Source organism: Endozoicomonas sp. SCSIO W0465 (assembly GCF_023716865.1).
GTDB lineage: Bacteria > Pseudomonadota > Gammaproteobacteria > Pseudomonadales > Endozoicomonadaceae > Endozoicomonas.
In genome coordinates, this window is the sequence record NZ_CP092417.1 from 6,006,523 (window position 1) to 6,020,832 (window position 14,310).

General features: G+C 48.6%; 13 protein-coding genes and 1 pseudogene. 6 read left to right on the top strand and 8 right to left on the bottom strand.

What is annotated here, in order from left to right; genetic code table 11:
* Positions 1-15 precede the first annotated feature (15 nt).
* A complete protein-coding gene (ptsG, locus tag MJO57_RS26950) occupies positions 16-1,449 on the bottom strand; it encodes a PTS glucose transporter subunit IIBC (protein ID WP_252020136.1) in 1,434 nt (477 codons plus the stop codon).
* A gap of 540 nt (positions 1,450-1,989) precedes the next feature.
* Here ptsG and MJO57_RS26955 point away from each other — a divergent pair.
* From MJO57_RS26955 to MJO57_RS26975, 5 genes are all read left to right on the top strand, one after another.
* A complete protein-coding gene (locus tag MJO57_RS26955) occupies positions 1,990-2,901 on the top strand; it encodes a TIGR01777 family oxidoreductase (protein ID WP_252020137.1) in 912 nt (303 codons plus the stop codon).
* Positions 2,902-3,032: 131 nt separating this feature from the next.
* Complete coding sequence (locus MJO57_RS26960) at positions 3,033-3,980, top strand: ABC transporter ATP-binding protein (protein ID WP_252027126.1); 948 nt, start codon at positions 3,033-3,035, stop codon at positions 3,978-3,980.
* Between the two features lie 116 nt (positions 3,981-4,096).
* Entirely contained in the window at positions 4,097-4,822 is a 726-nt protein-coding gene (locus MJO57_RS26965; protein WP_371924925.1) for an ABC transporter permease, read from the top strand.
* 56 nt (positions 4,823-4,878) lie between these two features.
* Positions 4,879-5,730, top strand: coding sequence for an NADPH-dependent 7-cyano-7-deazaguanine reductase QueF (gene queF / locus MJO57_RS26970; RefSeq protein WP_252020139.1), 852 nt, complete (start codon positions 4,879-4,881; stop codon positions 5,728-5,730).
* Positions 5,731-6,451: 721 nt separating this feature from the next.
* Complete coding sequence (locus MJO57_RS26975; protein ID WP_252020140.1) at positions 6,452-7,009, top strand: nitroreductase; 558 nt, start codon at positions 6,452-6,454, stop codon at positions 7,007-7,009.
* A 1-nt stretch (position 7,010) separates the two neighbouring features.
* On the opposite strand, the gene MJO57_RS26980 is transcribed toward MJO57_RS26975, so the two are convergent.
* From MJO57_RS26980 to guaD, 6 genes are read right to left on the bottom strand one after another with little or no spacing between them, the layout of a single operon-like run.
* Complete coding sequence (locus MJO57_RS26980) at positions 7,011-8,255, bottom strand: MFS transporter (RefSeq protein ID WP_252020142.1); 1,245 nt, start codon at positions 8,253-8,255, stop codon at positions 7,011-7,013.
* 2 nt (positions 8,256-8,257) lie between these two features.
* Positions 8,258-8,668, bottom strand: a complete 411-nt coding sequence (locus MJO57_RS26985) for an MFS transporter (protein ID WP_252020144.1) — start codon at positions 8,666-8,668, stop codon at positions 8,258-8,260.
* Positions 8,669-8,708: 40 nt separating this feature from the next.
* Positions 8,709-9,527: an IS4 family transposase gene (locus MJO57_RS26990; RefSeq protein ID WP_252020145.1), complete on the bottom strand. Its 819-nt coding sequence runs from the start codon at positions 9,525-9,527 to the stop codon at positions 8,709-8,711.
* The gene (locus tag MJO57_RS26995) at positions 9,508-10,134 is read right to left on the bottom strand and encodes a transposase DNA-binding-containing protein (protein WP_252020146.1); all 627 of its coding nucleotides are present in this window, start codon (positions 10,132-10,134) and stop codon (positions 9,508-9,510) included. The genes MJO57_RS26990 and MJO57_RS26995 overlap by 20 nt, the downstream gene beginning before the upstream one ends.
* Before the next feature lie 48 nt (positions 10,135-10,182).
* Positions 10,183-10,986, bottom strand: coding sequence for a nitrate/nitrite transporter (locus tag MJO57_RS27000; RefSeq protein WP_252020147.1), 804 nt, complete (start codon positions 10,984-10,986; stop codon positions 10,183-10,185).
* A gap of 12 nt (positions 10,987-10,998) precedes the next feature.
* The gene (gene guaD, locus MJO57_RS27005; protein ID WP_252020148.1) at positions 10,999-12,330 is read right to left on the bottom strand and encodes a guanine deaminase; all 1,332 of its coding nucleotides are present in this window, start codon (positions 12,328-12,330) and stop codon (positions 10,999-11,001) included.
* A gap of 82 nt (positions 12,331-12,412) precedes the next feature.
* Here guaD and MJO57_RS27010 point away from each other — a divergent pair.
* Positions 12,413-13,234 (top strand): annotated as a pseudogene (locus MJO57_RS27010) (IS1595 family transposase); the annotation flags it as partial.
* A 9-nt stretch (positions 13,235-13,243) separates the two neighbouring features.
* Here the strand turns inward: MJO57_RS27010 and MJO57_RS27015 are convergent.
* Positions 13,244-14,278 carry a transposase gene (locus MJO57_RS27015; RefSeq protein ID WP_252027127.1) on the bottom strand — a complete coding sequence of 345 codons (1,035 nt, stop codon included), beginning with the start codon at positions 14,276-14,278 and terminating at the stop codon, positions 13,244-13,246.
* Positions 14,279-14,310: the final 32 nt, after the last annotated feature.

The following is a 14,310-nucleotide window of genomic DNA, read 5'->3' on the forward strand; positions in this document are numbered from 1 at the left end:
CATCACATTGCTTCATCACATTGCTTTCATCGCTTCCTGCATCTCTGTACGAATATTGTCTGAGCGTGGCCCGAAGATCGCTTGCATATTCTGGCCAACCACCACTACAGCTGTCACTCCGAGCTGTTTGATCCGGTCAACATCAACGGTTTCTGTATTGTTAACCGTGACTCTGAGGCGGGTAATACAGGCATCCAGGTTTTTAATATTGGCTTTTCCCCCGAACGCATGAATCAGATTCACGGCCAGATCGCTGGATTCCCCGACACTGGCTTCACCCTCAATGTCATCTTCGCGTCCGGGCGTTTTCAGGTTGAGTGCCAGGATCAGCACCCGGAAAATAACGTAGTAAAGAACGGCATAGAGTGCCCCGAGAATAATAATCCAGACCGGTTTGGTGGCAATGCCGAAATAGAGCACATAGTCAATCATGCCATTAGAGAAGGACATGGCCATCTTGATGTCCAGATAGTTGGTGATGGCGTAAGCCATACCAGCGAGCAGCGCGTGAATACCATAGAGCAGGGGGGCAACAAACAGGAAAGAAAATTCTATCGGCTCGGTGATACCCGTCAGCACTGAGGTCAGTGCTGCAGAGAGCATGATACCGCCAGCCTTTGCTCTGTTCTCCGGTTTTGCACAATGCCACATGGCAATGGCGGCAGCGGGTAAGCCAAACATTTTGAACAGGTAGCCACCGGCCAGAAAGCCTGCTGTTGGATCACCGGCAAAGAAGCGGGCAATATCGCCATTGAATACCGTACCAGACTCATCAATAAACTCACCCATCTCCATTTGAAACGGCACGTTCCAGATATGGTGCAGGCCAAAGGGGATAAGCAATCTTTCCACAAAGCCATAAACAAACCCCGCCGCTTCCGGGTTTTCATTCACTGACCATTGGGAGAAATCATTGATCACGGACTGGATTGGCGGCCAGATAAAACTGAGCAGAATGCCCAGGAAAATGGCACCAATGCCGGTAGCGATGGGGACAAACCGCTTGCCAGCAAAGAAACCAAGATATTCCGGCAACTGAATTTTGTAGTAGCGGTTAAACATCACTGACGCCAGCATACCAACAATAATGCCGCCAAAGACTCCGGTATCAATGGTGTCAATGCCCATGACGGAGGCGGGTTCAAAGCCCAGTTGGCTGGCCATAATGCCCATGGTGCCGAGCATGATGACAAAGCCAACGACAGCAGCCACTGAAGACACGCCGTCGTTTTCCGTTAGGCCTATGGCGGTACCAATGGCAAAAATTAACGGCAGATTGCTGAATACCGCACCGCCGGCCTGGGCCATAATGCTGGAGATCAGATCCGGTATAAACGAAAATCCCGCACTGCCCACGCCCAGAAGAATCCCGGCGACAGGCAGTACGGCAACTGGCAGCATTAACGCTCTGCCAATTTTTTGCAGCGTACCGAACGTACTTTTGATCATGAGGGTGGCTCCGGAAAGGGAATAACAGGTCAGATAGTAGCCGGTTAACTGGAACTGCTGCCCGCCATGAATGGCTTTGAAGTAACAGACATCCCGCTGCTATCCGGTTGAGTCAATCTCGGTCAGTGCATTGGAAGAGAAAAACGATAATTCACAATAATAGACCAACTGGATGCTTTGCTAAGGAGCTATTGCCAGATTCTGTTGGTTAGTCAGAGAAGTTATAAACAGCACTGTAAGTATATGCCGAAATAAATTGATGCAGATCAATTAATCTGTTGTGGATTTTACGTAGCATTTGAAGGTGCAAAGGATCAATGAGAGCAGGGTTCATTTTTTTATGGAGATATAAGAACAAGCGGGAGCACCAGCGTGACAGGGAATAAAGCTCAGGTTTGAGGGGACCTGGGCTTTTTTTTATCTTTTCAGAAAATGTTACGATTATTAACGGATGTGAGTATTATTAATAAATCGTAGTTTCCCTGCCCTGGTTGGCAATAAGAGGCATAATTGGGGTTGAGCAATGGAGCTGATGGATTCATGCAATATCTGATTACCGGTGGTACCGGGTTTATTGGGCGCCGGCTGGTTCATCGTCTGCTTAATGAAGGGCATCAGGTTGTCGTGTTGAGCCGCCAACCGGCGAAAGACGTTCGTCTGCTACTGTCTCACCGGGTTAAGCCGGTTTCCTCCCTGTCTGCTGTTAATCCATCAACTTATTTTGATGCGGTGATTAATCTGGCCGGTGAAGGTATCCTCGATAAAAGATGGACCCAGGCTCGCAAAAAGATCCTGTTGGATAGCCGTATTGGGGTAACGTCAGAGCTGGTCGACCTGATTGAGCGGATGGAAAATAAACCCGGCTGCTTCATCAGCGCTTCGGCGGTCGGGTTTTATGGTTTCTCTAATCCCGGACAACAGTTGGATGAGTCTGCGGAAGTGGGTAGTGACTTCGCTGCAACCCTCTGTGATCGCTGGGAGCAGGTGGCCAGGCGCGTTGAGACGTTGGGGGTTCGCACCTGTATTGTCAGAATCGGTGTGGTATTGCACCCAAGTGGTGGAGCGTTGCAGAAGATGTTGCCGGTTTTCCGTCTGGGGTTGGGTGGGCCCATTGGTAACGGTCGGCAGATCATGTCCTGGATCCATATGGATGATATGCTCAATGCATTGGTTTATCTGGTAAACCACCCGGAAGCAAACGGTGTTTATAATGCTGTTTCCCCGGAGATTCTGACCAACAAAGCATTTGCCAAAGAGCTTGGGCGCGCCGTTCGCCGACCTGCTATCCTGACAACGCCTGAAAGTGTGCTTGCGGTGATGCTCGGTGAGTCTGCGAAGTTGTTAACGGAGGGGCAGGCTGTTATACCCAGGCGACTTGAGGAGGCGGGCTTTACCTTCGCCTACCCCAATGCCAGAAAAGCGTTGGCATCACTGCTTGCTTATCTGCGATAAACCCTTCTCACCCGGTGGGCGGCGTTTCTTATCGGGGCCATTTCAGGCAGTTGCAAATAAACGAACAATATCAAAGATTTCTTTATTATAAGATGTCTTAATCGATGATAAGCATCTCAAGGCTGAGAACCATGACTCAGGCATTGGCCATCAAGAATTTAAAAAAAGTATACGACGACGGATTTGTTGCTCTGAAAGGGGTTGATCTGGAGGTGGCCAAAGGTGATTTTTTTGCCTTGCTCGGTCCCAATGGTGCCGGAAAATCAACCACCATTGGCGTGATTTCATCACTGGTTCGAAAGTCGGAAGGGCGTGTTTCTGTCTTCGGCCACGATATTGAGCGTGATCTGGTCAGAGCCAAGCGCGCGCTGGGAGTGGTGCCCCAGGAATTCAACTTCAATCAGTTTGAAAAAGTAGAGGATATTCTGGTCAGCCAGGCGGGCTATTATGGGCTTTCTGCCCGGCAGGCCAGGCCCCGCATTGAGCATTATCTGAAAAAGCTGGGTTTATGGGATAAGCGGTTTACCCAGTCCCGAATGCTCTCCGGGGGCATGAAGCGGCGCCTGATGATTGCCAGGGCTCTGGTTCATGAGCCGGAGCTACTGATTCTTGATGAACCCACCGCAGGCGTGGACATAGAGCTTCGCAGAAGTCTCTGGGCGTTTATTAAGGAGATCAATGACCGGGGCACCACGATCATACTGACGACCCATTATCTGGAAGAGGCAGAACAGCTCTGTCGTCATATTGCCATCATCGATCAGGGGGAAATCGTTGAAAATACCAGTATGAAGCGGCTGTTAAGCCTGTTACAGAAGGAAAGCTTTGTACTGGATTTACGCCATCCCATCGAGCAGATACCGGTGTTTTCAGGGTATAAGGTGAACAAAATTGACAACCATTCGCTGGAAGTAGAGGTGGATAAGAATACGGGAGTCAACGACCTGTTCCGGCAGCTGAGCGAGCTTAGGATTGACGTGGCCAGTATGAGAAATAAAAACAACCGACTGGAAGAGCTGTTCGTCAATATGACCAAGAGTGGCTTGAGTGGTGTTGCTGCAGAGGGAGGCAGAGCGTGATGTCAGGTCTGGAAAATACCAGAGGGCATGATTTGCCAGAAAAGCCGCAGCACAGTGAATACCGTTATCACTGGGTGGCCTTTGTGACGATCTTTGCCAAGGAAGTGCGGCGCTTTATGCGAATCTGGCCACAAACGCTGTTACCCCCGGCGATCTCGATGGTGCTTTATTTTGTAATTTTTGGTGCAGTCATTGGTTCCCGTATTGGTACCATGGGGGGCTTCAGTTACATGACTTACGTACTACCGGGACTGGTGATGATGTCGGTTATTACCAACAGTTTCAGTAACGTAGCCTCAAGCTTTTTCAGCAATAAATTTCAACGAAGCATTGAAGAGGTCCTGATATCACCGGTTCCCGACTGGATCATTCTGGCGGGCTATGTGCTGGGCGGTGTGGCACGGGGGGTGATTACCGGCGCCATCGTGATGGGATTGGGATTATTCTTTCTTGGCATGGAAAATGAGCTGGAAGTCCATGATGTTTTTGCTACGCTGCTGGCTGTGGTGATGACGGCGACGTTGTTCGCGCTGGGTGGCTTTATTAACGGTATCTTCGCCAGAAAGTTTGATGATGTGTCTATTATTCCAACCTTTGTTCTGACACCCATGACCTATCTTGGTGGTGTCTTTTACTCGATCGACATCCTGCCCGAATTCTGGCAGAAAGTCTCCATGCTGAATCCGATTCTCTATCAGGTGAATACCTTTCGTTATGGACTATTGGGCGCGGCGGGTGGTGTTGATACCGGATTTTCATTTGTGGTCATGTTTCTGGCCATCCTGTTATTGGGGGCCTTCAGCTTGCACCTGCTGAAAACTGGCCGTGGTCTGAGAAGTTGATGGGAAGTTGTTGGTAAGTTGATAGAAAGTTGATAGAAAGCTGATGGTGGTTGGCAATGAGTGATGTTCTTCACGCTTCACCGCTGGGTAAAAACAGCGTGTACCAAGCGGAATACAATCCTTCACTGCTGTTTCCTGTTGAGCGTAAAGACAAGCGTGAAGCGCTGGGTATTGACCCGGATCATTTGCCATTTTACGGTCGTGATCTCTGGTATGGCTATGAACTTTCCTGGTTAAACCGATCAGGAAAACCGGTGGTTCGAGTGGCTCAGATTGAGCTGCCCTGTCATTCGCCTTGTCTGATTGAGTCCAAGTCTTTTAAGCTTTATCTCAACTCATTTAATCAATCCCGTTTTGAATGTGCTGAACAGGTTGCAGACCGCCTGACTGAGGATCTTTCTGCAGCAGCTAAAGCGCCAGTGGTGGTGCGGCTATATACCATCAATGAATTTGAAACCCGTGCTTTTGATCGTGCGCCGGGAATCAATATTGATGAGTTAGATGTGGCGATCGATTGTTATCAATATGATTCCTCCCATCTGGCAAAGTCCCCGGCTGGAAGCAAAACAGTCCCTTCTGGCAATGCGATCAGTGAGACGTTGCATACCCATCTGTTAAAATCCAACTGCCCGGTTACCGGCCAACCGGACTGGGGAACGCTGGTGGTCAGTTATCGTGGAGAGCCGGTTGATCATGCCTCGCTACTGAAATATATCTGTTCATTCAGGACTCATCAGGAATTCCATGAACAGTGTGTTGAGCGTGCGTTTGTTGATTTGCAAAAACATTACCGGTTGGAAACGTTGACGGTCTATGCCCAGTATCTTCGCCGTGGCGGGCTGGATATTAATCCATGGCGCAGTACAGTGAACATGAAACCTGAATTGTTGCGATTTATTCGACAGTAAGTACATGGCCAAAGAAATCATATGTTTTGTTTATGCACCGTTTCAGCTGCATATGGGGGGCACAGAAGTCCTGGGTACCTGTTAGGAAAAGATAGGGCTCATAAAGGCATCTCAATGGATTTGCACGGTTTTGCAGCCTATATGCTCAGAACTATTGCAGAGAAAAGAATTTGTTATTTTGTTATCAAGGTTGATCGTATTGCCAGGTTACCCGGTGCCAATTACTCTTGAAATAAGTTTTACTTCTGTTGGTATATTTCCCGCTCACCTTACGAGTAAATGCAGGAGTTGAGTTGACGACAATGTGAGCATTCTGATCATAAGGACAAAAGGGCTTTCCATCTTTACTGCCCTGATACAATACACATAACGTTCAACTGGACACTGCTCCGGGGCTGATCAAATCCCTGGCTAATAAAAACCGCCCAACGATGGGGCGGTTTTTTTCATCTTACTGTCCTGAAAACCAATTATTGTGACGATGGGGCGGTTTTTTTTGTCTTGCTGTCTGAGAACCACTTATTGTAAAAGTGAGCTCGCCAGTTCGACAAAGGTTGGTCGAAGAGGCGAATGCCTGCTTCAGCCCTTGGTCAGTTGGCTGGTGACATAGGCAGTATGGAACTCAAAAAGAGCCATGCTCACTAGTCTGCCAGGGAAGTCTCTTGCTTTTTGCGCTAATCACATTATGGTTTCAAAAATGGGTCATTGGGGGGAGTGATTGATGGATGGTATAGAGCTTTTACTGGAAAGAGTATCGTCACCGATGCTGGAGGCTCCAGCGCCAACGGATCAGCAGTTGGACGTGATGTTTCAGGCAGCCCTCAGAGCGCCGGATCATGCCCGCTTGCGCCCCTGGCGCTTTTTGGCGGTCCGTGATGAAGCAAGAGAGGCTCTTGGGGAGCTGATGGCGAAAGTAGCCCTGGAAGACCAGCCGGACCTTTCAGAAGATGCATTGGCACGTTTCAGGGGAATGCCGCTCAGGGCCCCGATGCTGGTATTGGCTATTTGCCCGGTTAAGCAGCATCCAAAGGTGCCGGAGATTGAGCAGAAGATGTCACTGGCGGCGGCAGTTCAGTCTTTATTGTTGGCTGCTTATGCACAGGGAGTAGGGGCGATTTGGCGAACCGGAGCACTTTGTTACCATCCGCTAATGGCCAAAGGCCTGGGTCTTGCCGACAATGAACAGCTGATGGGTTTTATCTACCTTGGTAAGCCGACGGGTACTAAAAAGAAAGTGCCGGTATTGGAGGTTAATCAATTTGTTGCTGAATGGAAGTGATTTACTGTTTTTCCGGTTTAAAGGTATCTTGCAAAAAGAGAAAGCATAGAATCATGCTGATGACCGTGATGATTTCTACCGGCATTATTGCCAGCTGAAAATCTTCCGGCCTCAGCTTTTCGGCGTGTGGTAGCAGGTAGCCTGGCAGGGTGATCATCACCGCGCTGATCAGATACAGGCCGCTATTGGTCACCGCTGCTGATGTGCCTTCCAGTGCTTCTGGTACCATCTCTGCGGCCATAGTGAATGCCAGCATGTGAGCCGCACTGGTAAAACCAATAATAAACGTCAAAAGACTTGTGAAATAAAAGCTGCCGGGCTTATAGAGCAACAGTAACAGGGCAATAACAAAACCGACCCCGTTGAATAATAACGTTGTCTTACGACTCCGTAATTTTTTGGATATAAAGTCCATGGTTCCTGAACCAATACCGCAGCCGAGCCATATCACCAGCGATGCACGATTGGCTTCGGTCGGTTCCATGCCATAACTCTGAATAATCTTGCTGGCCCAAACCACGGCCAGCGAGAGCAAGCCACCAAAAAGTGTTGCCCCCATTAGTGTCGATAACCATATTTGAGGAATTTTAAGTACCGAAAAAAGTTCTTTTACGATACCCGTGCGAAACGACAGGGAATATCTATGGACATCTCGGGTGTCACGGAGAAACAGAAGGGCAACCAATGTCAGTAGCAAACCGAAGCAGCCAAACCCGTTAATAACCGTACGCCAGTGGTACCAGTCCAGTAATTCATTGATCAGGTTGCCACCAAAGAAGGACCCAAACGCGGCAGAGGCCTGAACCAACCCGAACATGTATCCGAATTTAATACTGCCAAACCACTCGCCACCGGCAAAGCCGGCACCGACAAAGCCAAAAATAGCCCCGATCGCCATAACGACCTGTGCCACAATCAGCTGCGGATAGCTATGGGCCAATGCTAATAAATAGGCACCCAGGGTGACGGTCAGGATGGCGCAGGGAATGACATAGCGGATACCGAAGCGATCCAGAATCGGGCCTGAGAATATTTGCAAGACAGCAAATACCACAGTATAAACGCTGGCCGCCATACTGACTTGGGAAACGGTCAGTGACAGGTCCTTTGCCAGGGCAGGATTGATAATGTTATAGCCTGTCTGCAGATTAAACAGGAAGAGCAAAAAGGTGGTGGCAATAATCCACATCCACCACGCCCTTGCCCCACCGCTCTTTAAGGCTTCATCAGCGTCAGGTGCGGGCACTTTCAGGCCTTTTTATAAGTATCTTTCATCAACAGAATGCACAGAACAAGAACGACAAGATTAATGATCCAGATTGGCATCATGGCTTCCTGAAAGTCCCCGGTTGTTAAATGGCCACTGGTATTCGGTAACAGGTAGCCGGGCAGGGATATCAATACGGTACCGGTGATGAACATACCGCTGTTGACAAACGCTGCAGAGGTTCCTTCAAGCTCAACCGGTACAACTTCCGATGCCATGGTAAATGTCAGCATCTGTGCGGAGCTGACAAAACCAAAAACCAGGATAATAAAACAGGCCAAATAAAAATCCATGGGCAGGTAGAGCAGAGCCAGAAGGCTGATGATGTAGATGATGGAGCAAACAACAATGACCTTCTTCCTGCTCTCTGCCATCCGTGAAAATTTGTCCATCAAACCTGCGGCAATACCTGCTCCAAGCCCTGACTCTTGATCACATCTCTCCAGCGCTGAACTGCCGGGCTATCTGCCAGGTTTTTACCCGATCCTGCAATTTCGCCCAGCCTTCCCATACCACTAACCAGCCGGGCTGCCCTGTATGCTTTGAATCACCCCAACCACCAAGCCGAGCAATCGTTTGAAGCAGCCAAGTGACTGTTGGCGGCTTATCGGGCAACGCTTTTTTTTCATAGGTTAGCCAGAGAACCTGCCATTCATCATCACTGACCACCTCATTCGCGAGTGTTTTTTCACTCCAAAGCTTTCTGTCTTTGTGCTGCCTGTCATTCGGTAACATTAATGCTTCACGGATTTGCATTAGTCTGACAGCGACAAACATTAATATGACCGCAAGTCGTTCAATGTTATCCGGAGATTGCAGACGAAGCCTTTCTACTCCTGCTCCCGATTTCCAAGCCTTATGGAACTCTTCTATTCGCCATCGGAGCTCGTAAAATCGAATGATAGAGCGACAGTCTTCGAATGTTTCAATATCTTCAGTTGTCAATAGTACCCAGTGCAAACGGTCTTCGGAGTCATTGCCAATCTCTTCAGCCGACACAATATTCATAGTTACCGGTTCCGGCCTGCCGCCTGGCCTTTGCGGCGCCTGTATTGTCATCTTCTTTCTTTTGACCTGCAGCGTTGCCTTTCGCTTCTTTCTACCTCCTTTTTGAGGAACCACTATCGTATATTTCCCCAACACTTCAGCCTGAGCTAAGGAATCAAATAATAAGAGTTCGCCATCCACCAGGATTCTGTTTTGTGTAGCTCTTACAACAAACCGCTGTCGGTTATCCAGTTTGTAGTGCATATATTCGTATATATCCGCCTCCCGGTCGCAAAACACTGATGATGTCAGGCATTTTACCCCCCATCCTTTGTTCTGTGTTTTCAGAGGCTCTTTGCCACTTAAAGCTTTCCTTTCCCTCGTAAGGTAGCTGACGACGTTGGTTCTTTTTCCCCCGCTGAACGTCCTCTCTAACCCATCGTTCTTGATCAATAAGCCCAATGCTTCGCTCTGTATCCGCATCAACCAAGAAGACAGAGTGGACGTGGAATCCTCTGGTTTTAGAGCCTTCAGGACCTCCAAGATCACCAAGCTCGGATCTGACAGCATGTTTATAACCAGGGTTGTTGTATTCGAGAGCCAGAAGTAGGCGAGACTGTCTCGCTATTTTGGCAGTTGCCTGAAAGCCTGCCTCAGCTATTGCTTCAGGCTTTACGGCCTCATTCTCAATCAGCCGGTAAGCTCCAGTTACCAGTGCGGTATAACCTTCGCATGAAGATGACAAAGAATTACCGGTATGAGCTGAAAGCTCGGCAGCAACTTTGACAAGTCGTTTTGTACGTCGAGTATCGCCCAAATCAGCACATCCAAAAGTTAGTTCTGACCATGGTTTAGGAGAAAGTGGAAGCATGACCTGTTTTATCAGTGAGAAATGATAGAACAAGGTAGCTATTTGTGATCAAGAGACAGCTCCAAGCCAGACCAGCAACGATGCGGTATTGGCATCGCTGACCGCAATACCGTGACTTTGCACAATTTTACTGGCCCAGACCACCGCCATGGAGAGCAAAGTACCAAACAACGCTGCCCCCATCAGCATAATGATCCAGATCTGACCAACTTTAGCGGTATCAATCAACTTGGAAAGAACGGACATGACCGAGAACTCACCGGTCATTGGACGGCTATCCCTGAGAAAAATAAAGGCAATAATGGCCAGGCAGAAACCAAAATAGGCAAAATACTGGATGATCTCGCGCCAGCTGAAATCCGCCAGCAGTGCATTGAGTATGTTGCCACCAAACAGCGACCCCAGACAGGAAGCGGTCTGTACAAAGCCAAACATCAGGCCAAATTTTGCCGGTCCGAACCACTCACCACCGACAAACCCGGCACCGACAAAACCGAAAACTGAACCCAGTGCCATAACGACTTCGGCCGTCAACAGCATGCCAAAGTTTTCTGCCCTGGCCAGAATAGTAGCGCCGATCGCCACCGTTAAGATGGCGCACGGGATGATAAAGCGGATACCAAAACGATCCAGCAAAGGGCCTGAAAACAGCTGACAGATGGCAAACACCACTGTATAGGTACTGGCCACCAGGCCAACCCGGGCAACGGTCAGCGAGAGGCTGCTTTCAAGGTCGGGGTTGATGATGTTGTAACCGGTCTGCAGATTGAACAGAAACAGCACAAAGGTGGTGGCAATGATCCAGTAGAACCAGGCGCGGCCACCGCCAAGCGTTGTAGCATCAGAAGTCATGACCTGTACTCCTTATAATTCTTTATAGAAACCACTGTCCCGGTCATAAACCACTTCGCCATTGACCATCGTGGCGCGAACGGAGCGATCATCCCCCATGACCAGTTGGGTAAACAGGTTTTCTTCCAATGATTTTGAGAACGACATGCGGTACTTGATCAACTCGGTGGAGTGAAGATCCCAGGCGACCATATCGGCTTCTTTCCCTTCAGTAATGGAGCCAATTTTATCGTCAAGATAAATGGACTCGGCACCTCCCAGGGTGGCCAGATAGTAGCCTTTAATGGCGGTCATCTTATGATCCAGCAATTCGGACACTTTATACGCTTCATTCAGGGTTTGCAGTTGGCAGAAACTGGTTCCGGCACCAATATCTGTGCCCAGTCCCACCAGGCAGGGGTATTTACCGGTTTTTGATCTTTCCAGGTCAAACAGGCCAGAGCCCAGAAACAGGTTAGAGGTCGGGCAGTGGGAGATGGCCGCTTTCTTTTCTGAAAGGGTTTTAAAATCGTCGTCATTGAAATGAACGCAGTGACCAAACACCGCCCGTTCACCCACAAGTCCATAGTGGTCGTATACATCGGTATAGGATTTCTGCTCGGGAAACAGCTCTTTTACCCAGTCAATTTCGCCGGTGTTTTCACACAGGTGAGTCTGGATATAAACATCGGGGTACTCACGGTACAGCTCGCCGGCTTTTTGCAGTTGCTCTCCGGTACAGGAAGGGGCAAAACGGGGCGTGACGACGTATTTTTGCCGACCGTTATTGTGCCAGCGTTCGATCAGTTCCTTGCTGTCGTCATAGGCGGATTGTGGGGTGTCCAGCAGACCATCAGGAGCGTTTCTGTCCATCCACACCTTACCACAGAGCATACGGGTTCCAAGGCGCTCACTTTCTTCAAAGAAGGCATCGACAGAGTCTTTAAAAACGGTGCCGTATACAACGCTGGTTGTTGTTCCGGCCTTCAATGTGGTTTTAAGGAACATTTTAGCCACTGAGGTAGCAAAGGCTTTATCTTTCAATTTCAGTTCAGTGGGGAACGTGTATTCGTTCAGCCATTCCAGCAAGTGTTCACCATAACCAGCGATCATGGGTGTTTGCGGGTAGTGAACGTGAGTGTCTATGCAACCGGCGGTGATCAGGTAGCCTGAATAATCGAGTACTTCAAAGTCATCATTCAACAGTCTGTCCAGGTCCTGGTAAGGGCCGACTTTATCGATCTTGCCGTCTGCCAATAGAACCAGACCGTCTTCGTAGTAGCGGTAAGACTTATCACTATCCACAACAAAGGGATCTGCAACAAACGTAAGAATACTGCCTCTTACTCCCTTTTTGGTGCTCATAGACATGACCTCAACAGGCTAAGTTACCGTTAATGGTTGAATCAGCTAAACTCCCATAAAATCTACGTTGTAGGGGAGTGATATGCAATCTGAACTCTTCCAGAATTTTATTGATTCCATTTCAACATTAACCAGTGAACAGCGAGACATTCTTAACAACTCGCTCCTTAGTACTCAAATAGAGGTTACCGAGGTAGTAGAAACCACTGACTCTGAACCTGTTTACAGTGAATCTATACCCAATAACGATAATGCAACACCTGACGTAGAAAAGAGCATACTTGCCCAATTTGCCGAAAACCCCAGGTGCCCCAAATGCAAAAGCCATAGCGTTGGTCGCTGGGGCATACGAAATGGCCAACAGCGCTACCACTGCAAGACTTGCGACTCAACGTTTAACGCCTTTAGTGGAACGCCTTTGGCAAGGCTCAGGCACCCTGAAAAATGGAACAAGTACCTCGCAGGTATGACTCACTCTATGGTCTTGCGACCAGCTGCTGCTGAGAATGCCATTGACTTGAAAACTGCGTTCCGCTGGCGTCACCGCTTTCTTGAAGTGATTAATAATGATCAAGCAGAAGAGCTTTGTGGCATTACTGAGCTTGATGAAACATTTTTCCGTGAATCCTTCAAAGGGCAAAGAGAAGGCCTTCCACGGCCAACCCGAAAGCGGGGTAATGATCCCAACAAAGCCCGAAAAGTCCCGGTAATGGTGGCTCGGGACCGTAATCGAAATACCGTTGACGGTGTATTAGAAAACGAAAGTGCTAATGAATTGTGCAGGCATTTAAATGGCCGCATATCGATACAGGCCACGGTCTGTGCGGATGCACACCTCGCTCACGAAAAACTTGCTGACAAGCTTGGATTTGTCTTCAAGGAGCTGGTGACATCAGCAGGTCAACATTAGGACTTACGCATTGATGACACCGATAAATTTTGGTAGGAGGTGATCCTTCCCCTTTGCAAAACTCTCAATGAAAGCGCCTATTGTCTCTTTAAACAGCCCCCGTTGGTGCTGATAAATATTCGTAAACTCCTGCTCTATCTGCATTTTCTGGAGATAAACAAAAGCTAAAATTGCAGCAAATATATGGTTTCTGACGGGTCGTTCGCTGCGAACCTGAAAGTGCTCAATATGGCAAACCTGCTTGATCGCCCTGTGAAACTGTTCGATCTGCCAGTGCTGGTCATGGATCTGCTTGAAGTCATTGCGTTCAAAAGGGACTTCCTCTGGCAAGTAAACCACGTAGTGGCGACGCTGGTCTTTTAGCATCGTCCTGAACAACCGGATCTTACCGAAGTCTTTGAGCCATACATCCAGACCATTGTCGGGGATGTCGAGGTGTTGAACCTGCTGCCATTTACCTTTTTCCAGTGATATTGTCCTGTTTTTCTCAACGGCAAACATAAACCCAGTCTGATGGTTTTTAATCGTCTTCAGGTTAGTCGTGCAGCTGTACCAGGAGTCACCGGTAACGAACGCTGGCTTCAGCCCCCATACCAGCACTTCAATCAACATTTCACGGAAGTAGTCGTTTTTTGTCTTGTCTTCCGATTTGTCGTATATCCTGTAATTCACCGGCATATGGCGCCCGGATACGTCGGTGTAATAAAGGGTGATGAGGTTAACTCCCTTAACCACTCGGTGATGTTTACCCGACCAAAAGTGGCCAACCAGTGCCACGGAGTAGCTATAAGGTTTGTCGAGCACGCTGTCATCAACGCTCAGGGTGCCGCCAATAGGGTTTAAACTTTTGACTGCTTCATCGTACATATCTTTGGGCTGATAGTTTTCACGCTTAAGAAAGCGGTTTGCGCTATCGTGAGAAAAGTCGGTAACCTCGGCCAGTCTTGTGCATGTTGATGATTTTGGCTCACTAATCAAAAAGCCAATGTATTTTGCAAGAGTGCATCGTGCAGTGGTCGGTCGAGTGGTAGTTCTCACTTTCATCCCTGAAGACATCTGTTTTTTGGCAT

Excerpts from the sequence above, each read along its gene's own strand:
- ptsG (WP_252020136.1), bottom strand. The coding sequence starts at position 1,449 with ATGATCAAAAGTACGTTCGGTACGCTGCAAAAAATTGGCAGAGCGTTA.
- MJO57_RS26975 (WP_252020140.1), top strand. The coding sequence starts at position 6,452 with ATGGATGGTATAGAGCTTTTACTGGAAAGAGTATCGTCACCGATGCTG.
- guaD (WP_252020148.1), bottom strand. The coding sequence starts at position 12,330 with ATGAGCACCAAAAAGGGAGTAAGAGGCAGTATTCTTACGTTTGTTGCA.
- MJO57_RS27000 (WP_252020147.1), bottom strand. The coding sequence starts at position 10,986 with ATGACTTCTGATGCTACAACGCTTGGCGGTGGCCGCGCCTGGTTCTAC.
- MJO57_RS26965 (WP_371924925.1), top strand. The coding sequence starts at position 4,097 with ATGCGAATCTGGCCACAAACGCTGTTACCCCCGGCGATCTCGATGGTG.
- queF (WP_252020139.1), top strand. The coding sequence starts at position 4,879 with ATGAGTGATGTTCTTCACGCTTCACCGCTGGGTAAAAACAGCGTGTAC.
- MJO57_RS26995 (WP_252020146.1), bottom strand. The coding sequence starts at position 10,134 with ATGCTTCCACTTTCTCCTAAACCATGGTCAGAACTAACTTTTGGATGT.
- MJO57_RS26955 (WP_252020137.1), top strand. The coding sequence starts at position 1,990 with ATGCAATATCTGATTACCGGTGGTACCGGGTTTATTGGGCGCCGGCTG.
- MJO57_RS26960 (WP_252027126.1), top strand. The coding sequence starts at position 3,033 with ATGACTCAGGCATTGGCCATCAAGAATTTAAAAAAAGTATACGACGAC.
- MJO57_RS26985 (WP_252020144.1), bottom strand. The coding sequence starts at position 8,668 with ATGGACAAATTTTCACGGATGGCAGAGAGCAGGAAGAAGGTCATTGTT.
- MJO57_RS26990 (WP_252020145.1), bottom strand. The coding sequence starts at position 9,527 with ATGCACTACAAACTGGATAACCGACAGCGGTTTGTTGTAAGAGCTACA.